The sequence below is a fragment of the Streptomyces sp. NPDC001848 genome, from assembly GCF_042891915.1.
In the GTDB taxonomy this organism is placed as follows: domain Bacteria; phylum Actinomycetota; class Actinomycetes; order Streptomycetales; family Streptomycetaceae; genus Streptomyces.
In genome coordinates this window covers 69,098-86,873 of the sequence record NZ_JBIATP010000017.1, presented here as the reverse complement: position 1 = coordinate 86,873, position 17,776 = coordinate 69,098, and the positions used below count along the sequence as shown (strand labels likewise).

Sequence of the window (17,776 nt, the reverse complement as noted above, 5' to 3'; positions counted from 1 at the left end):
GTTCCGCGAGAGACCTTGAGCCCAGGCCCGATCGGGCATCCGGCGGCATTGCGCCCTTGAGGGCGGTGTCCAGGGAGGAGAGGTTCACTCCCCACCGGAAAGTCGGGTCAAGGGCCAAGGAAAGCCCCGGGCAAGCCCTCGCAACCAAGCGCGGGCGGATGCCGGGCAGAAAGCGCAGGCAGGTAACAGCCCATGGGTCTCACAAGCAACAAAGTACTGGTGCTGGCGATCGTCCTCGCCGTCGTACTGTTCCTCGGCACGGTATGGCTGTGGCCGCGCCTCGGCCAGCGGAACTGGCGGGCCATCAGCGGACGGGTCGGGCTGCTGCTCGCCACCCAGCTGGCGGGCTACGCCATGGTGGGACTCGCCACCAACCAGGCCTTCGGTTTCTACGCCAGCTGGTCCGACCTGTTCGGCCAGGAGACCGGCCAGGGAGTGGTCGTCGACCATGTAGCACAGGGCGGCAGCAGCCCCGTCCAAGTGGTCTCCGCGTCCCGTGTCATCGGTGCGAGCAGCGCGCTGCCGCAGATGGCCGGGCAGGTCCAGAAGGTCGACATCATCGGCCGTACGACCCATCTGGCCGCGCCGGCGTTCGTGTACCTGCCCCCGGAGTACTTCCAGCCGCAGAACCGCGCGCGCAAGTTCCCGGTATCCGTCGTTCTCACGGGTTACCCGGGCACGGCCCAGGCGCTGGTGGACAAGCTGGACTACCCGACCACAGCGCAGCAGCTGGCCAAAAGCGGGAAGATGCAGCCGATGATCCTGGTGATGCTACGTCCGACCGTGGCGCCGCCGCGGGACACCGAGTGCGTCGACGTTCCCGGCGGCCCGCAGACCGAGACGTTCCTCGCCAAGGACCTGCGCGATTCGGTGATGGCCCGCTACCGGGTCGACAAGACGCCCGCCAGCTGGGGCATCGCCGGCGACTCGACCGGCGGCTACTGCGCACTCAAGATCGCCATGCACCACCCGGGTTCGTACGCGGCCGCCGCGGGCCTGTCGCCGTACTACAGGGCGCTGATCGACCCCACCACCGGGGACCTCTTCCACGGCGACAAGAACCTGCAGAACCGTGCCGACCTCTTCTGGGCGCTCAAGCATCTGCCCGCCCCCGAGACGTCGCTGCTCGTCACCAGCAGCAGGGTCGGTGAGCACAACTACAAGGACACGCTCAAGTTCATAAAGAGCGTGCAGGACACGAACGTGACCAGGATTTCGTCGATCATCCTTCCGAACGGCGGGCACAACTTCAACACCTGGAAGCGGGAGATCCCGCCGATGCTGCAGTGGATGAGCGAGCGGCTGGTCGCACACTGAGCCAGCGGTGCCTGACGCCCGGTAAAGCCGGTGACGCGGCCGGCCGCGAACGGCCCCGCAGGCGCTCGAACGCCAGGCGTCCAGGCCGGACGGCACGTTCGTGACCGTTGAGGGGGACGTACTCCGGTGCGCCAAGCGTGCCGCCCTGACCGAGTTCGCATCGCGCGGCCACCCGACGGTCGGCCAGGCCATGATGGCGCCGGAGCGGACTGCTTGCGGCGCGGCCGGCCGTTTCGAGTCGATCGCCGCTACCCCACATGGCGGGACATGACCCGCAGGATGCCACCCGGTTCCGCGCTGCTGTCCGGCAGCGCGCCGGGACCGCACCGTATCCCGGGCCTGAACGGGGCCCCTCACAGGGGCCCGGGCTCATATCCAGTCTTTACGTTTGAAGACCCAGTAGAGCAGCACGGATGCGACGACGATGACACCGGTGGACGTGAGGAAGCCCACGTGAGTATTGACACCCGGATACGGAACGTTCTGCCCGTAGAAACCGGTGACGGCCGTGGGCACGGCCACTATCGACGCCCAACTGGTGACCTTCTTCATGATCAGGTTCATGCGATTGCCCTGCACGGTCAGATTGGTCTCCATGATGGACGTGATCATGTCCCTCAGTGACTCGGTCCACTCGGTGGCCCTGAGGACGTGGTCGTATACGTCCTGGTAATAGGGAAGCAAGGGCTCGGCGACGATGTGCAGGTCACGCCGGAGAAGGCTATTGACGACCTCCCGCATCGGCAGCACCACGCGGCGCACTTTGGTGAGGTTCTTGCGCAGCGCGTAGGATTCCCGCTGGACGGAGTCCATCTGCTCGCGTCCCTCGTCGAAAAGCAGATCCTCCACCGCTTCGATACGGTCGTCGAGGTCCTGCACGGCGGCGAAATGCCCGTCGACGATGTGGTCCAGCAGTCCGTGCAGCAGGAATCCCACTCCGTACTTGGCGAGATCACTGTTGTTGTCCCAGCGTTCGACGACCTTCTCGATGTCGAACCGGTGGTCCGGGCGGATGGTGATCAACGCCGTGGGGGTTATGAATACCGACAATTCACTTGCGGTCAGCTGCCCACCGGCCTCGTCCACGCTGATGGCGTAGGCGCTGAGGAAGGCATGGGTGCGGTAGCGGTCCAGCTTTGGCCGCTGATGCTCGTGACGCGCGTCCTCCACCGCGAGCTCGTGCAGGCCGAACTCCTCGCTGATCATCGCGAAATCGGCGGAGCACGGATCGCACAGGTCGAGCCAGACCGCCACATCCGGATCGTTCACGTATTCCGAGATGTCGGCGGTCGGAAAATCCTCCAGGATCAGGGAGCCGTTGCGGTAGAGCCGTGTACGAGTCATGGCGACGCACCATAAGCCGCCTCGGTAAGAAGCCTGTGGGGCGCGCACAGTCATCGCTACAGCAGGAAGCCTGTACGCCGAGCCATCGGCAGTGACCGGGATGCTGCACGGGTGATCACCTCGCTGATGTACCGGGCCACCCGTGCGCTACTGCCGGACCACGTCCGTTGAGGTCGGCTCCTGCGGCAGCCGGCCTAGCGAACGGTCACGCTGAAGACCGGTGAGGCCGTGTTGCCGCTGACAATGCGAAGGTCGTTCTTCCCTTTCAGGCCGAGCTTGACGCCCAGCGAGTAGGAGCCGTTGCGCGAGATGGGCGCGCTGGCGGGCAGCGTGACCCAGTTGCCGTGCTGCTTTTGCTGGAGCGTCACCTTGCTGCCCGCCTTGAGGCCGACGGTCTTGCCGGTTACCCGGAACAGGTCCCAGGCGCGGACCGAGGACACCGACGGTTTGGCGGTGATGCCGGTTTTGACGGCCGCGGCCGCGTGCGCGGCGGCGGGGAGTGCGATGTGGCCGGCCGGGGTGGCTGCCATTGCGCTCCCCGCCAGGGCGACGGAGATGGCGCTGATGGCGCCGACAGCCGCGATGCGCACAGTGTGCCGTTTGGCGACGATCACTGTTCTGCCTCTCTCGATATGGAATAGCAGGCTTTGAGCCAAAGGTTAGGTAGATGCCATTAGAGCGGTCTCACCGAAAAAGACGTTCCATCCCACGGACGCGTTGTAGGCGCTTTGTCACTGTGTTGCAACAGCCGAACCATCACAGCGGCCGCCGAGACCCGACCCGAAGCCACGGGTTACTCGTGCTGACAGTGCCGGACCCGGCGGCGGGCCGCCGACGTCAGCTCCGCGTGCTCTCAGCGCATGGCGGGGGCAGCGGCGGCAGGTGTCTGTCGTAGAGCCAGGCACTGAGCAGCGGCTCGACTGTCGCAGGCGTGGAGCGTCCCGCGTCATGATCCGCCGCCTCGCCGGCGCGAGCGCTCCCACCTGGCGCGAACCGCAGGCGGTGACCCCATGAACCTTGGACCCCTGCTCGACGCGCTGGACATCCAGGAGGACGCCGCACGGGCCCAGGCCAACGACCTCCGCACACAGATCGGCGAACTGCAGACCCGGCTGCGGGAGGCCGAGACGCACCTCGAGCACCTCGCGATCACTCGGAAGACCGTCACTGGCCTTGCCGACCGACTTCCGGCCGCCCCACCGGACCTGTCCGAGCACGCTGACTACCCTCGCATCCTGCCGTCTTCAACGAGGCGACCGGACCGCTGCGGGCCAAGGACGTCTGCGAAGCCCTCGACCACAAACTGCTGCCGAAGAACGTTGAAGGCACCCGAGCCACGTTGAAACGCCTGGTCAAACTCGGCATCCTCACCGAGGTCGAAACTGGCAGCTTCGTCAGGAAGCAGTAACCAACCGAGCCCCGTGGTGGGGATCAGTGGGCTTTGTCAGCCAGCCGTTGGGGTGAGGCTGGTGCGGTCGAACGGGCCACCGTGCGCGGCGGCGTACGTGATGGCGTCGTTGACGGCATTGAGGTCGAACGGCCGGATCCGTTCGGGGGCGAGATCCAAAGCGCCCGAGGCGAGGAGCCGGATGATGCCGACATTGGCTGTGCGCGGGTACATCCACTGCCCGCGCACGGTGATCGAGTTGCGCATGATCCATGGGTACGGGAGTGCGAGGTCGTCACCACCGAGCATGCCGACGCCGCCCATGAGAACGACCCGGCCGAACTCGCGCACGGTCATGGCCGCGGCACGCGAGGCCGAGCTGGGTGCGCTCGGCGGGAGCAGATCGATCACCATGTCGATCGGGCCGTCGGCCGACGCGGACATCGCCGCGCGGTCGGTGGCCTCGTCCCCGGTCAGCGGGACCGGGCGCAGACGCGGGCCGAACCGGTCGGCGAGGAGGTCGAGCGCGGCCTTGTTGCGGCCGGGGGCGACCACGCGGCCCGCGCCCATCGCGAGCGCGACCGCGACCGCGCTGCTGCCGAGGTTGCCGGTGGCCCCGCTGACGAGCAGGGTCTCGCCGGCCGCGAGCCCGCCTGCCAGCAGCCCGCCGTAGGAGATGGTGTGCACGGTGAGCGCAGCCCAGCGGGCCGGATCCTCCCCGGCCGCGGCGGGCAGCGGAAAGACGTTCTCCGTCGGGACCCGCATGAGCTCGGCGAACGCGCCGTCGTGCAGGTACTCGGCGAGCCGCGCGCCGCCCTCGCCGCGCGAACTCCAGCCCTGGAGCGTGATGTCGGGCGTCAGGGCGTCGTCCCGCGAGCGCACCGTCGAGTCGCACCACACCAGGTCGCCGACGCGCAGCCGGGTGGCGTCCGGGCCGACGTGGAGGATCCGCCCCACTCCACCGACACCGGGCACGACAGGAGGGACAAGGGAGTACTTCCGCTTGCCGCTGAAGACTTCGGCCGCGTAGGGCGCCACGCCGGCGGCGAGGACCTCGACCACCACCTCACCGCCGCCGGCCTCGGGGTCGGGCACCTCCCACACCGTGAGCGGGGCGCCGAACTGCGTCAGAACTGCTGCTCGCACGTGATGACCTCCGTGTTCGTCCGTGCTCGTGGGATCGACACTAGGAGCGGGATGACCATGCGGGAAGCGATGATCTGGCATCTGCGGTATGCGTATGACGCATGGACATCTCCAGCGCAGGGCTGCGGGTCCTGCGGCAGATCGCCGAGTCCGGCAGCTTCACCGCGGCAGCTGCCCGCCTCGGCTACACGCAGTCGGCCGTCTCACGCCAGGCCGCCGCTCTCGAACACAGCACCGGCGCCACCCTGTTCGAACGCCGCCCGGACGGGGTGCGGCTCACTCCCGCCGGCTTGACCCTTGGCCAGGTCAGGGCCCGTCTGGTCCGCCACGTCCAGGACGCCACGGGGTGGCGGATGACGCCCGCGCAAGCCGAGGCCCTCCTTGAGCGAGCAAAGGCCTGGGTCCCTGGCCCTGCACGGCAGTTGGACACACACCTCGCGGAGCAACCGGACGCATGGTCGGCTCCGTCGCGGCACTGCCCCGTGACGCTGGTCCGGCTCGCGAGTCTCCTGGACGAGGCCGGTTTCGGCGATGCGATCACCAGGCCGCGGTACGTCCGCTGCGACCGGACCGCCTCCGCGAGGTGTGCGAGTGCGGCGGGCAGGATCGCCGAGCCCGCGCTCAGGACTACCCCGAGCCGCACCAGTTCGGTCCGCGAGACGGTGCCGGTGAGCTCACGCTCGGCCGCTACGAGCGAGGCGAGGACCGTGTGGGCGTGCCGCAGCAACCTGATCCGGGCGCTGCGCGCGGGCTCGCTCGACCTCGCCGTGCTGACATCCCGACCACCCCACCGTCCCTTCGACAGCGAGTTGCCGCGCCTGCACCTCGAGGCCGTCGCGGACACCGAACTGGTCGTCACAGAATGCGCCGGGTGCGGGCACAAGCGGGCTCCGGGCGTCAGGCTCGACGACAGCACGGTGCTCTGCACGAACTGCGTCCCGCGACCGGAGCGGGAGTGCACACGCTGCGGAACGCCGGCGCGGCACAAGAACACGGACGACGAAAGGCGCTCCGCTCTGCAAACGCTGCTGCCAGGCCCCGAGACGCCGCAGCGGGATCTGCGGCGAGCTCGGCGAGATCGCGGCCCGCCAGGCCGACGGCCAGACGGATGCCTGCATCCGTTGTTACCGCGTTCGCAAGGGAACCTGCGTGGTCTGCGGCCGGTTCCGCTACGGCAGTCATGTGTCCGCCCGTGGAGGGACGTTTCACTGCCGCTCATGCCGGCCACGGCCGATCCGGAAGTGCGATGACTGCGGTGAAATGAAACCGGCGCACAGCACCTGGCCGATCGGTAACCTCTGCTCCGGCTGCTACCAGCGCCGCAACGCGGTCCCCGCCCCGTGCTCAGGCTGCGGGCGCCTGCGCGTCATGGTCGCCCGCGGCGCCGAAGGCCGGGAGATCTGCCGGGCCTGCTGCGGCATCGACGCCCCCAACTTCCGCTGCCGACAGTGCAAGGCACCGGCCGACATCTACGACGACGGCCGCTGCCCCCGCTGCGTCCTCACCGAACGCGTCCACGACCTGCTCCTCCCGACCGTCGAAGAAGTACTCCTCCGGGTTCCTGGACGAACAGGACCTCCAGGACCAGCCAGCTCCGGCGCTGCCTCAACGACGACGCCCTTCCCCGGGAAGCCCGCATCATCGGAGCCCTGATCAGGCTCTATGCCCTACCCGTCTCTCGCATCGTCGAACTGACCACTGACCGTTTCCACCGCGACGAGAAGGGCGCCTACCTCACTCTCGACCGGCACCCCGTGCTCCTGCCGCCGAAGCTGGCCCTCCTTGTCGAGGAACAGATCGTCAAGCCCGTGACCGACTCACGGATGCGCCAGCAGTTCGGCAACGGCAACGGCTACCTCTTTCCCGGCAAAGCACCGGGCGCCCGCGGAACGTTGTCGGCACTCACAGCCTGCTGAACCAGTTCGGGCTGCCCGTCCTCCCCGCCCGCAACACGGCCATGATCGAAGCGGTCACCAGCCTCCCGCCCATCGTGGTTCGCCGACCTCTTCGGCATACACCCCTCCACAGCGCAGAGGCGGGCGAACTACGCCAAGGACGACTGGAGCGTCTACCTCGCAGCCCGCATGGCCACGGAGTAAGTTCGGCTTCAGCGGGGTGGGCAAGGGCCAAACAGGCTCGCTTGACGCACGACCGGCTCAACAAGCCCGCGAGCCATGTTTCCGCAGCTCATGTCGATCGCCGGTTACCGGGACTCATATTCGGCGCGGTACGACTCCGTCCTGCCAGCGGTAGAGGTCGCGCAGCAGGGAAATCTCGGCGCCGTGATGGATCAGCTCCCTGTTGACGTGCAGGACCCTGTTCTCCATGGGGAACCGCTCGGGACCCACCGTGGGCGGATTCTCCAGATCAGCGTCCGAGAGCTCGCGGACCCCCGCGTTCCATCTCCCATACATCTCATCGAGCTGTTTCAGCGCCTCGTCAGCGGTCCCCGCGTAGGCGAATGTCTCGGAGTCGACGTCCTGGCCGCCGAAGTACCATCCGACCCGATAGCCCAAGCACGAGACGACGATGTGCGCCAGCCGCCAGGCAATCGTGGTCACCGGCGCCAGCACCGGGGCAGGGGACGCGGAGTCCATCGTCCACTTCCCAGAACCTGCCGACGTCGGTGCGGCCGACGTGCCACGTGGACGGATGCTCCAGCAGCCGCGCACCGGCTCCCAGAAGTACTCCTCATCGGTAAGACCCTCCAGCCGCGGCCGCAGGTTCTTGCGCCAGTACCAGTCCAACTGCTCCGCGAGCCGCTCGCTTCTTGTCATTGCCGCACACTACAGACCCGTCGAGCAGAGCGTGCCGGCCTGGTGGCCGTAGGACGGCTCCGGCTATGCCGTCCGGCACGCGACCGGATGGCCACAGCCTTCGAATAGCGCACCCTTGGAATACTGCCTCTCCGCCAGTCTGACGGCGCCGTAGAGCCCGCCTGGTATACGGCGGGTGAAGGCCCCCGACCATGTACAGCGCGTCGCTGACGTCCGTTATGACGATGTCCCCACCACCCGGTTTCCGCCGCCGTCGCCCGTGGAGCAGCTGCTCGGGCCGCGCTGGCCTTCCGGCTGGGTGCCGGCGAACTCGGGTAGCGGCCGCGGACCCGGCGACGCCGTGCTGCACGCCCCGGACTGCGAGGAGGCGTCGCAGGCAGCACCGGTGCTTACGGTGGAGCGGGGCCCTGGATGCTGCGGAGAAGGCCGACGTCCGGCTGTGTTCGCTGTGCGGCGCCGCTCAGGAGCTGAAACCGCTCCTGAGCGGATTCGACCGCATTACCGAGGACCGCTGAGGCCCTGCGCGAAGACAGCCGCGGAGAGGTCACTCAAAGGAGCCCGTTGAGCCGCCTTCGCTATCGTTCTCGGTGAGCCAAACGGTTACTCCCTTACGCTCGTTCGAGGATCAGGTCGTGGTCCGAGTCGATCTCCTGATCTGACGTCAGGTGGATGTGGGCTCCTTCGTGGACCTGATCCTGCGCCAGGGTCAGGAGATGACGAGCGAGCGAGACCAAGCCCTCGCGGTTGGCCTTGATGGAGATTTCCGATCCTCTGACGGATACGGCGATTTCAAAGTCCTCGTCCCAGGAAAGCAGGATACCGCCGCCGGGGCGATAATCGGGGACCTGGACAATGTGTTCCACTTGGTCTCCTTCGCATCTCGTAGTGATGTAGGGCGCGGGAGGCGCCTCTGGCTCACTGCACCAAGGCGCCTCCCGTCTTGGCCGACAGTCACCTGATCACCCGAGGTAGACGTGCCTGTTTTCCACGACCATGGACTTGCCCGGCTTCTTCGGGTTCGGGGCGAGTCGCTCGAAACTCATGTGCGGGCCTCCGCCATGCTGTCCCGTGATGTCCGACTCACCCATCCTGGCCACGCGTGTACCGTCCTTGGAGACAAACCGGCCACTACCGGGAACAGGCTCCGTGTATCCAGGTCCGACCCACTTTTCCGCTGCGGACAGGGCATCGTCGACCGGGATCTTCGTGCCGTCAACGGGATTGCCGTCACTGTCATAGATTCCACTGGACGTCGGACCGCAGCCCGTCGCGTTGTGCACCAAGACCGGCTTCGCGCCAGCGAGGACATAATACGTGTGGAAGTCATCGATGGTGAGGTTGTAGGTGCGTACCTGCTCATCGAAGGCACGGTTGGCCAGGACGTGGACCCTGCTGCCGTCGCTGCTCAGCAGGGTGGAACCAGGCGCCAGGTCGCGGGCCTTGACCCAGCGGTTCCCCTTGGGGCTCCAGAAGGGGTGCTCGTAGGTGGCGGTGAGCTTGCGGGGTCCGTCGGGTGTGTTGAGGGTGAGTTCGTCGAAGTGTTTGTCGCCGTCGGTGATGATCAGTCGTGCGACCTTGCGCGGCGCGGTTTTCCCGGTGAGCGGAGCGACGAGCCCTGGAAGCGGAGATCGGACAGCTGCTGGAGGCTCACCCTCTTCCCGCGGTCCTGACCTAACCTCGCGCTTTCACGAAGTGGGCTGTCCGGGTAGGTGATCGGCTCACTGAAGAGTGCCTCTGACCAGTGGCAACGAGGATTATCCAGGTCCTGCTTCCCGCACCAGCAGGAGGCACTTCTCAGGTGGGTATCCGCCATGACGCCCAGGCTTACGCGGCCTCGGGAGTGAGCCGCGCCGTCAGAACGGCGGCGACCACCGGCTTGCCCAGGTCGGCGTGTATCCGGCTGGAGGCCAGATGCGGTCCTGTGGGAACGACGGGTGGGGCCACACACAGCCCACCCATTCACATTCTGGGATGGGTGCAGTTCCTTTGAAAGGAAAGGTTGAGTAGGTCGCTGTGCGTGGGGCGGGCCAGGGTCACCAGCCCTTGATCATCGAGCTGCCTGCTCGCGTTGCTCAAGCCACTCGAGGTACCAGCTGCGGAAGGTGTGACGGTTTCCGTTTGCATCGACGTACGGCTCGAAGGGCGGGTTGACCGCGCAGTCCCGGTCGCGGACTTCCCCGCGGTGCGGGCCGACGACGATGAGCCAGCCGGTCATCCCGCATCCGTTGTCGCTGATGGGGATCGCGCCCCGCCCGCGTTCCAGGAACCAGACATCGTCGCCAGCCTCGCCGAAGACCTTGCGGTAGTCGTCCAGATAGTCGTTGTCTTCGTCACGTGTGGTGGGTTCGTAACCGGCGGCGCGAAGGGTCGCAATCTGCTGGTTCGCCCAGTCTTCCGTCTCGACGAACGGCCCGCTCGGGTCCAACAGCCAGGGATGGTCCTCGTCGTTCTCCCAGACCCATCCCCACTTCCCGTCGATTCGGCGCAACGACGTGAGCTCGAATGCCGGTCCGGGGCCGCCGGCTCCGACCTCCGCCAGAAACGTACGGTACTCGTCGGGGAGCGCGACACCGAACTGCGCTTCGACCTCGGCTATGGCGGCGGGGGTCAGGACGGGTTCGAACGTCGGGTATCGAGACGGCCCACGGCCACAGGCTCGACGCTCAGCCTCCTCCACTGCGATGACGCGTTCCCGAACTCCCGACCACTGCACGTGCGTGTTCACGGCTCTCCTATCGACGGCGAACACGGACATTAGTCCCTGCCGCCGACATCCGACCTCCGTCTGGGCTGTGTTCGCGGCCGCTCGTCTCTACCGTGGTGGTGGAGGAAGGGTGGCAGATGGGCTCGATGTTCGAGGAGTTGGAAGCCCGCGAGGCAGCGGCTCGGGCTCAGGTGGAAGAGCTGGAAGCCGAGCTTGCTGAGCTGTCCGGGAAGCTGGAGCTGGCCCGTGAGAGCCTGAAGCGCCTGCGGATCACACGGGAAACGGTCACCGAGGTTCTCGCGGAGACGGAGACTGAGATGCCCGTGGTGGCAGACACCGGACCGTCGCGATCGGGTGGGCGGATGGCGTCGGCGTATGCGAGGGCCGAGCGGCAGGTCATCGGGGTGCTGACCGTGCCGAACTGGCAACCCGGCATGATGCCAGACGTGCTGCCGTCGGCATACCGCGCCATCGTGGAAGTGGTTGCCGACGCACCGGGACCGATCCGCGCCAAGCAGATCGTGCCGCGGATCGGGCTGCCGGCCGAGACCGGGAAGATCGAGGGCATCCGGTCGAAGCTCAAGCCGCTGGTGGAGCGAGGCTGGCTCGACGAAGAGGCCGTCGTCGTATTCGAGGACGGTGACGTCGATGGTGCCACCGCCCCAGTCGATGACGAGGAAACGACCTGGGATCGGGACATCGTGTACGGACGAGATAGCAGCCGCGGTGGGCTCGTTGAGCAGGGCCCGGACCTTCACTCCGCCGAGCGCTGCTGCGGCGCGGGTGCGGTAGCGGGCACCAAGGTGACCCGGTGCGGGAAGTGGGCGCCGACGTCGGTGACGTCGAGCACGTCGACGAGGAGTTCCGACAACTCGTACACCGTCGGCACCACCCGCTCGACCGCCTCGGTGAGCGCGTGGTCCCCCAACTGGGCGGCCACTACGCGGTGGTGGTCGCGCACATGCCCGCGCACGAGCCGGAAGGCGTGACCACGGCGTCGTAACCCGCGAAGACCTCCGCGAAACGGCGCACCATGGGCAGAGTCTCGGGGCGGTAGCCGGTGTTGAAGGCATCTGGCCGCAGCAGGTCCGGCCCTGCGGGAACTCCACGGTGTGGCCGAGCCGTTCCAGCAGTTCGGTCACCGCGCGGCCGGTGCGGGGGAACATCATGTCGTTGAAGCAGGTGATGAAGAGAGCTATGGGCATGGTGCTTCCTGAGCGGCCGGGGAGCCGGTGGCGGCCAGGCCGTAGGTCCGCAGGGCGGATCCGGTGAAGACCTCGTGGCGTTCGGCGGGTTGGAGACCGGCCGCCAACTCCCGTGCGGTGGAGATGACTTCGGCGTAGGAGGCGGTGAGCCGGCAGACGGGCCAGTCGGAGCCGAACATCAGCCGCCGCGGTCCGAAGGCGTCCAGCACCGTGTTGGCGTACGGCTGGAGGTCCTCGACGCTCCACTGGCCCCAGTCGGCCTCGGTCACCATGCCGGAGAGCTTGCAGACGGTGTTGGGCAGCGAGGCCAGCAGGCGCACCGCGTCCGCCCATGGCCGCAGCTCGCCCGAGGCGATGGGGGGCTTGCCCGCGTGATCGAGTACGAAGGTGAGGCCGGGAAGCAGTCGGGCGGCCTCATGCGCGGTCGCGAGCTGGTGGGGCCGGACGACCAGGTCGTACACGAGCCCTGCCTCGGCCACCGCGGCCAGCCCGCGCAGTACGTCCGACCGCATCAGCCAGCGAGGGTCGGACTCGCCCTGCACCTGGTGTCGGATGCCCATCAGGTACTCGCCACCCGGCCTCTCCCGCAGCGCCGCGAGCGCGCGGGCGACATCCGGGGAGGTCAGGTCGGTCCAGCCCACGACGCCGGCCACCAGGTCGTTGTCCTGGGCCAACGCCAGGAACTCGGGCGTCTCCTCCGGCACGTCGATCGTCTGGACCAGGACCGTTGCGGTGACGCCGGCGGCCCGGGCCTCGGGCTCCAGGTCGGCGAGCAGGAAGTCGCGGCGCAGCGGGGCGAGTTCCGGTCCGGTGATCCAGTCCTGGTCGCGAACGGAGAGGTCCCACACGTGGTGGTGTGCGTCGATGACGCCCTCAGCCGTGTTCGCCTGCATGTCCATGACGGTCACCTCCACGACTCCTCGACTTCTCCTTCGGCCGATCGGCTTCGTAGACCGGTGCGGCGGCGGGGACGGGGACGTACGGGGGCAGCAGCCCCTCGGCGCGCAGTCCGTCCCAGAGCTCGGCCGGAACCGTTCGCCGCAGCTGATCCACCGTGTCCCGGACCTCCTCGGCTGAACGCGCGCCGGACAGTACGCTCGCGACCGCCCGATGGCCGAACGGGAAGCGCAGAGCGGTTGCGCGCAGCGGTACGCCGTGGCGTTCGGTGACCGCCTTCATGCGCAGGGCTCGGTCGAGTATGTGCAGTGGGGCGGGCGCGTAGTCGTACATGGCCCCGGGCTTGGGGTCGGTGAGCAGACCCGAGTTGAACACCCCGCCGACGATGACACTCCTGCCGCGGGCGGCGGCCTCCGGCAGTACCTCCGCCATTCCCTCCTGCTCCAGGAGGGTGTAGCGGCCGGCGAGCAGCACGACGTCGATGTCGGTCTCGCGCAGGAAGCGGGCGGGGAGCGCGCACTGGTTCACTCCGATGCCGATCGCCTTGACGACGCCTTCACCGCGCAGCCGTTCCAGCGCCGGGTACGCCTCGGTGAGGGCCTGCTCGGCGTGGTGGTCCGGGTCGTGCAGCAGGGCGATGTCCACACGGTCCAGGCCGAGGCGATGCAGGCTCGCTTCCAGGGAGCGCAGGACGCCGTCGGAGCTGAAGTCCCAAACGCGGCGGTGAGTGTCGGGCACGGCGAAACCGTGGGCGAGATCGTCCCCGCGGCCGCCCTCCAAGTCGGGTTCGAGCAGCCGCCCGACCTTGGTGGAGACGGTGTACGCGTCGCGGTCCCGGCCGCGCAGCGCGGCACCCAGGCGGCGCTCGGACAATCCGAGTCCGTAGTGCGGGGCGGTGTCGAAGGTGCGTACGCCCGCGTCCCAGGCCGCCTCCACCGCGGCGGACGCGGCCTCGTCGGAGACCGGGCGGAAGAGGTTGCCGATGCCGGCGGCCCCGAACGACAGCTCGGTGACCCTGACGTCGGTGCCGCCCAGCGTGGTCGTTCTCATGAGCCCGCCGCCGGGCGCAGCCGGAGTCCCTGCATGCCACCGTCGACGGCGAGGGCGGTGCCGGTGACGGAGGCCGCGGCGGGGCTCGCCAGGTAGGCCACGGCCGCCGCCACCTCGTCCGCGGTGACCAGGCGGCCCAGGGGCTGGCGTGCGTCGAGGGCGGCGCGTTCCGCCTCCGGGTCGTCGGCGGCATCCAGGAGCCGGGTCACCCAGGGGGTGTCGGCGGTGCCGGGGTTGACGCAGTTGACGCGGATGCCTTCGCGGATGTGGTCGGCGGCCATGGCCAGGGTGAGGGAGAGTACGGCTCCCTTGCTCGCGGAATACAGGGCGCGCTGAGGCAGTCCGGCGGTGGCCGCGATGGAGCAGACGTTGACGACGGCGGCGTGGCGGGAGGCGCGCAGATGGGGCAGGGCGGCCCGGGTGGTGCGGACGATGCCCAGGACGTTGACGTCCAGCACGCGGTGCCACAGTTCGTCAGGGTTGTCCTCCACGGTGCCGGCCGCGCCCATGCCGGCGTTGTTGACCAGGATGTCCAGGCCTCCCATGGCGGTGACCGCGGCCTGGATCGCTGCGCGGACGGAGGCGTCGTCGCTGACGTCGGCCTGGCAGCCGTGCAGCGGTTCCGTGACGCTTCGGGGGTCGACGTCCAGGACGCAGACCTCGGCCCCGCGGTGGGCGAGGAGCCGGGCGGTGGCGGCACCGATACCCGAAGCGCCGCCGGTGACGACGGCCCGCAGGCCCTTCAGCTCGCTCATGCCGTCGCCTCGCTCGCCGCGGTGAAGGTCTGCCGCTGGCTGCCCAGGCCGTCGATCTCCAGCTCGACGACCTGGCCCGGGCGCAGATACGGGGCATCGAGCAGCCCCAGAGCGACGCCCGCGGGTGTCCCGGTGTTGATCAGGTCGCCGGGCTCCAGGACCATGTACTGGCTCAGATACCAGATCACGTGGGCCACGTCGAAGATCATGTGCTTGGTGTGGCCGTTCTGCCGCCGTACCCCGTCCACGCGCAGACGCAGGCCCAGGGACTGCGGGTCCGGCATGTCGTCCGCCGACACCAGGACCGGTCCCAGGGGATTGAAGCCCTCGCAGGACTTGCCCAGGTCCCACTGCGACGAGTACTCGAGCTGGAACTCCCGCTCGGACACGTCGTTGCTGATCGCGTAGCCGGCCACGTACTCCAGCGCCGTGTCCGGCGAGGCCAGGTAGCGGGCGCGCCGGCCGATGACAACCGCGAGTTCGACCTCCCAGTCGGTCTTCGTCGAACCGCGGGGAATCGGCACCGTGTCGAAGGGGCCGACCACCGTACCGGGGTCCTTCATGAAGACCACCGGCCGCGCCGGGATGGCGGCACCCGTCTCCTCGGCGTGGTCACGGTAGTTCAGTCCGATGCACACCACCTTCCCCGGGCGGGCCACCGGGGCCCCGACGCGCAGACCGGACACCGGTAGTTCCTGGAGAAGGTCTCGGTCCAGGGCGTCGCGCACCAGCAGCGGACCACCGGCCTCCCAGAAGCCGCGGTCGATGTCGCGGGTCACCGGCGACAGGTCGAGCACCCGCTCTCGGCCGTCGGCGTCGGGGGCCAGGACGGCCGGGACCTCGAGTCCGGCGTTGCCGTACCTCATCAGCTTCATGGGGGAAAGTTCCTCTTTCGGGAATCGCGTGGGCCGGCTCGGGCCGGTCGTCGGGTGGGGCCGTGCGGCGGCCCGAGTCGGTGCCGTGCCGCTCAGTCAAGGTGGAAGACCTCTTCCGCCTCGACCCAGCGTTCGCCTTCGGCGGCACTGTCAAGGGGGAGCTGGCAGGGGTCGGTGAGGGTCCACCACCGCTGGGTGTCGGGGTCCGCGGCGATGGCGGCCATGTCCGAGGCGTAGTCCTCGCCCGTGTACTCGTAGTACGCGAACAGGGTGCCGTCCCGCAGGAAGATCGAGTAGTTCGTGATATGTGCTCTGCGCAGTGCCGCGAGCACGGGGGCCGGGACGGCGCGGTGCAGTGCGAGGTACTCCTCGGCCTTGTCCGGACGCAGCCGGATCACAGAGCCGACACGGAGGGGAGCTGCCATGTCCTTACTCCTTGGTCGCGCCGGCGAGCATGCCGGCCACGAGGGCGCGCTGGGAGAAGAGGAAGACGATCAGCACGGGGACGATGGTGACCAGGGTGGCCAGGGCCAGTTCGGGCCGCATGATCTGGTTGCCGGTGCCGCTGGAGGTGTTGAACAGCGGCGAGGCGGCGAGCAGGTTGTTCAGTCCCACCTGCGCCGGATACTGCGAGCTGTCGGGGAGCATCACGAACGGCAGGAAGAAGTTGTTCCAGTTGCCGACGAAGTTGAAGAACCCGACCAGGGCGATCACCGGCTTGGCCAGCGGCATCGCGACGAGACGGAAGACCTGCCACTCGGAGCAGCCGTCGATCCGCGCGGCGGACAGCAGGTCGGCGGGGACGTTGGAGGAGAAGTAGATGTAGGTGAGGTAGACCCCGAACGGGAAGAAGGAGAAGGGCAGGATCACCGACCAGATCGTGCCGTCCAGGTGCACGGCGTTCATCCCCAGGTACAGGGGAAGCACCATCGCGGCCGTGGGCATGAGCATCACGAGCATGGTGATGGTCAACAGCATCCGGCGCCCGATGAACTGAGTGAGAGCCAGCGCGTACCCGGCGGGGATCGATGTCACCAGCGTGATGGCCAGTGCGCCGAACGTGTAGAGCGCCGAGTTCTTCAGCCAGGTGAGGATGGCGCCTTCCTGGAAGGCGTAGAGATGGTGCCAGGCGTCGGCGATCGCGGTGGGGGAGCCGAAGGAGAACGGGTTGTCCCGCACGATCTGGCCGTCGGTCTTGGTCGTGGCCAGCAGGAGCCACACCACCGGCACACAGAAGAACAGCACAGCCAGGGCCATGACGATGAGCCAGGCCAGCCGGGCGGCCAGTGAGCGTGGGCGGCGCGTCCGGTGCATGGGCTTCCTCGGGCTGGTGCGGGCGCCGGCGGTACGGGGCGGCGGGGTTCGGCGGGCTGTGGTCGTGGGAGCCGTGGTCATCGTTCGTCCCTGTCGAACAGGCCGGTACGGAAGACGACGAGCGCCGCGCAGGCCAGGCCCAGGATGAGGAGGTCGACGGAGAGCGCCGCCGCGCCGTTGAAGTCGCCCGCCTGGAAGGCGTACTGGTAGGACAGCTGGTTCGGTGACCAGCTGTCGGGGATCATGCCCCAGCTGGCGAGGGAGACCAGTTGTGGCTCGACGAAGAGCTGGGTGCCGGCCGCGAAGGCCAGGATCAGCATGTACGCGATCCACTTGGTGATCATGGGGATCTGGATGCGCAGGGCGATCTGGAGCGTGCTGGCGCCGTCGATGCGGGCGGCCTCCAGGATTTCGTCCGGGATGCTGTTGAGCGCGCCGTACATGACCACGATCCAGCCGCCGGCCCCGGTCCAGAAGGCGATGACGGTGAAGAGAACCGGCAGGTGGCCGGGGGCGTTGACCTGGGCGAGGGTGTTCCAGCCGAAGCCCTTGAGCAGCCGGCCGACGGGACTGGCGGCCGGGTCGAGGAGGATCAGGAAGAGCAGTACGCTCGCCACCCCGGCGAGGGCGCCCGGCAGGTAGAACAGGAACCTCAGGGTGGTGGAGGCCCTGCGCATGCGGCCGTGCAGCATCAGGGAGAGCAGCACCACCAGGATCATCAGGCTGGCCAGCCAGATCACCAGGTACAGGCCGATGTGGAGGAAGGCCGGTCCGAAGCGGTAGTCGGTGAACGTCCGGGTGAAGTTGCCGATCCCGACGAGCTGGTTGCGGGAGTTGGACAGCGCCAGCCACACCGCGTAACAGGTGGGCAGGACGCCGAAGGCGAGCAGGAACAGGACATAGCCGGAGACGAAGACGTAACCGGCGCGTCCGACCGGGTTGCGGGCCGAGCGGCTGCCGCGGCGGCCGCTCCGCTCCGTTGCGAGGTGGGTGGTCATCGGTCCG

17 protein-coding genes and 3 pseudogenes are annotated in these 17,776 nt (G+C 68.2%); 3 read left to right on the top strand and 17 right to left on the bottom strand.

Features of this window, described 5'->3' with window-relative positions:
• Positions 1–192: 192 nt before the first annotated feature.
• Positions 193–1,317: an alpha/beta hydrolase gene (locus tag ACFYZJ_RS30715; protein WP_388573362.1), complete on the top strand. Its 1,125-nt coding sequence runs from the start codon at positions 193–195 to the stop codon at positions 1,315–1,317.
• A gap of 369 nt (positions 1,318–1,686) precedes the next feature.
• Here the strand turns inward: ACFYZJ_RS30715 and ACFYZJ_RS30710 are convergent, their stop codons facing one another.
• The 3 genes from ACFYZJ_RS30710 to ACFYZJ_RS30700 form a co-directional block, all read right to left on the bottom strand.
• Positions 1,687–2,661 carry a magnesium transporter CorA family protein gene (locus ACFYZJ_RS30710; RefSeq protein WP_388573360.1) on the bottom strand — a complete coding sequence of 325 codons (975 nt, stop codon included), beginning with the start codon at positions 2,659–2,661 and terminating at the stop codon, positions 1,687–1,689.
• A 194-nt stretch (positions 2,662–2,855) separates the two neighbouring features.
• A complete protein-coding gene (locus ACFYZJ_RS30705; protein WP_388573358.1) occupies positions 2,856–3,275 on the bottom strand; it encodes a hypothetical protein in 420 nt (139 codons plus the stop codon).
• Between the two features lie 830 nt (positions 3,276–4,105).
• The gene (locus ACFYZJ_RS30700; protein WP_388573356.1) at positions 4,106–5,194 is read right to left on the bottom strand and encodes an alcohol dehydrogenase catalytic domain-containing protein; all 1,089 of its coding nucleotides are present in this window, start codon (positions 5,192–5,194) and stop codon (positions 4,106–4,108) included.
• Positions 5,195–5,295: 101 nt separating this feature from the next.
• Here ACFYZJ_RS30700 and ACFYZJ_RS30695 point away from each other — a divergent pair, with 101 nt between their 5' ends.
• Together ACFYZJ_RS30695 and ACFYZJ_RS30690 are read left to right on the top strand one after the other, a co-directional pair.
• Entirely contained in the window at positions 5,296–6,444 is a 1,149-nt protein-coding gene (locus ACFYZJ_RS30695; RefSeq protein ID WP_388573355.1) for a LysR family transcriptional regulator, read from the top strand.
• 504 nt (positions 6,445–6,948) lie between these two features.
• Positions 6,949–7,110 (top strand): hypothetical protein, encoded by a 162-nt coding sequence (locus ACFYZJ_RS30690; RefSeq protein ID WP_388573353.1) that lies wholly within the window; start codon positions 6,949–6,951, stop codon positions 7,108–7,110.
• Between the two features lie 297 nt (positions 7,111–7,407).
• On the opposite strand, the gene ACFYZJ_RS30685 is transcribed toward ACFYZJ_RS30690, so the two are convergent.
• From ACFYZJ_RS30685 to ACFYZJ_RS30620, 14 genes and pseudogenes are all read right to left on the bottom strand, one after another.
• Positions 7,408–7,971 (bottom strand): DinB family protein, encoded by a 564-nt coding sequence (locus ACFYZJ_RS30685; protein WP_388573351.1) that lies wholly within the window; start codon positions 7,969–7,971, stop codon positions 7,408–7,410.
• Positions 7,972–8,579: 608 nt separating this feature from the next.
• Complete coding sequence (locus ACFYZJ_RS30680; protein ID WP_388573349.1) at positions 8,580–8,834, bottom strand: hypothetical protein; 255 nt, start codon at positions 8,832–8,834, stop codon at positions 8,580–8,582.
• A 96-nt stretch (positions 8,835–8,930) separates the two neighbouring features.
• Positions 8,931–9,068 carry a hypothetical protein gene (locus ACFYZJ_RS30675; protein WP_388573347.1) on the bottom strand — a complete coding sequence of 46 codons (138 nt, stop codon included), beginning with the start codon at positions 9,066–9,068 and terminating at the stop codon, positions 8,931–8,933.
• A gap of 183 nt (positions 9,069–9,251) precedes the next feature.
• A pseudogene (locus tag ACFYZJ_RS30670) lies at positions 9,252–9,530 on the bottom strand (polymorphic toxin-type HINT domain-containing protein); the annotation flags it as partial.
• A 488-nt stretch (positions 9,531–10,018) separates the two neighbouring features.
• On the bottom strand, positions 10,019–10,696 hold the full coding sequence (locus ACFYZJ_RS30665; protein WP_388573345.1) for an SMI1/KNR4 family protein: 678 nt from the start codon (positions 10,694–10,696) through the stop codon (positions 10,019–10,021).
• A 29-nt stretch (positions 10,697–10,725) separates the two neighbouring features.
• Positions 10,726–11,409: pseudogene (locus ACFYZJ_RS30660) on the bottom strand (hypothetical protein); the annotation flags it as partial.
• Between the two features lie 59 nt (positions 11,410–11,468).
• Positions 11,469–11,880, bottom strand: a pseudogene (locus tag ACFYZJ_RS30655) (heterodisulfide reductase-related iron-sulfur binding cluster); the annotation flags it as partial.
• Positions 11,871–12,779 carry an amidohydrolase family protein gene (locus tag ACFYZJ_RS30650; protein WP_388573532.1) on the bottom strand — a complete coding sequence of 303 codons (909 nt, stop codon included), beginning with the start codon at positions 12,777–12,779 and terminating at the stop codon, positions 11,871–11,873. The pseudogene ACFYZJ_RS30655 and the gene ACFYZJ_RS30650, both read right to left, overlap by 10 nt.
• Entirely contained in the window at positions 12,754–13,827 is a 1,074-nt protein-coding gene (locus ACFYZJ_RS30645; RefSeq protein WP_388573343.1) for an aldo/keto reductase, read from the bottom strand. Before ACFYZJ_RS30645 ends, ACFYZJ_RS30650 begins: the two co-directional genes overlap by 26 nt.
• The gene (locus ACFYZJ_RS30640) at positions 13,824–14,582 is read right to left on the bottom strand and encodes an SDR family NAD(P)-dependent oxidoreductase (RefSeq protein ID WP_388573341.1); all 759 of its coding nucleotides are present in this window, start codon (positions 14,580–14,582) and stop codon (positions 13,824–13,826) included. The genes ACFYZJ_RS30645 and ACFYZJ_RS30640 overlap by 4 nt, the downstream gene beginning before the upstream one ends.
• Positions 14,579–15,457, bottom strand: coding sequence for a fumarylacetoacetate hydrolase family protein (locus tag ACFYZJ_RS30635; protein WP_388573339.1), 879 nt, complete (start codon positions 15,455–15,457; stop codon positions 14,579–14,581). Before ACFYZJ_RS30635 ends, ACFYZJ_RS30640 begins: the two co-directional genes overlap by 4 nt.
• 92 nt (positions 15,458–15,549) lie before the next feature.
• Positions 15,550–15,882, bottom strand: a complete 333-nt coding sequence (locus ACFYZJ_RS30630; RefSeq protein ID WP_200419946.1) for an L-rhamnose mutarotase — start codon at positions 15,880–15,882, stop codon at positions 15,550–15,552.
• Positions 15,883–15,886: 4 nt separating this feature from the next.
• Positions 15,887–16,771 carry a carbohydrate ABC transporter permease gene (locus tag ACFYZJ_RS30625; RefSeq protein ID WP_388573337.1) on the bottom strand — a complete coding sequence of 295 codons (885 nt, stop codon included), beginning with the start codon at positions 16,769–16,771 and terminating at the stop codon, positions 15,887–15,889.
• A 77-nt stretch (positions 16,772–16,848) separates the two neighbouring features.
• A complete protein-coding gene (locus tag ACFYZJ_RS30620) occupies positions 16,849–17,769 on the bottom strand; it encodes a carbohydrate ABC transporter permease (protein ID WP_388573335.1) in 921 nt (306 codons plus the stop codon).
• Positions 17,770–17,776 lie beyond the last annotated feature (7 nt).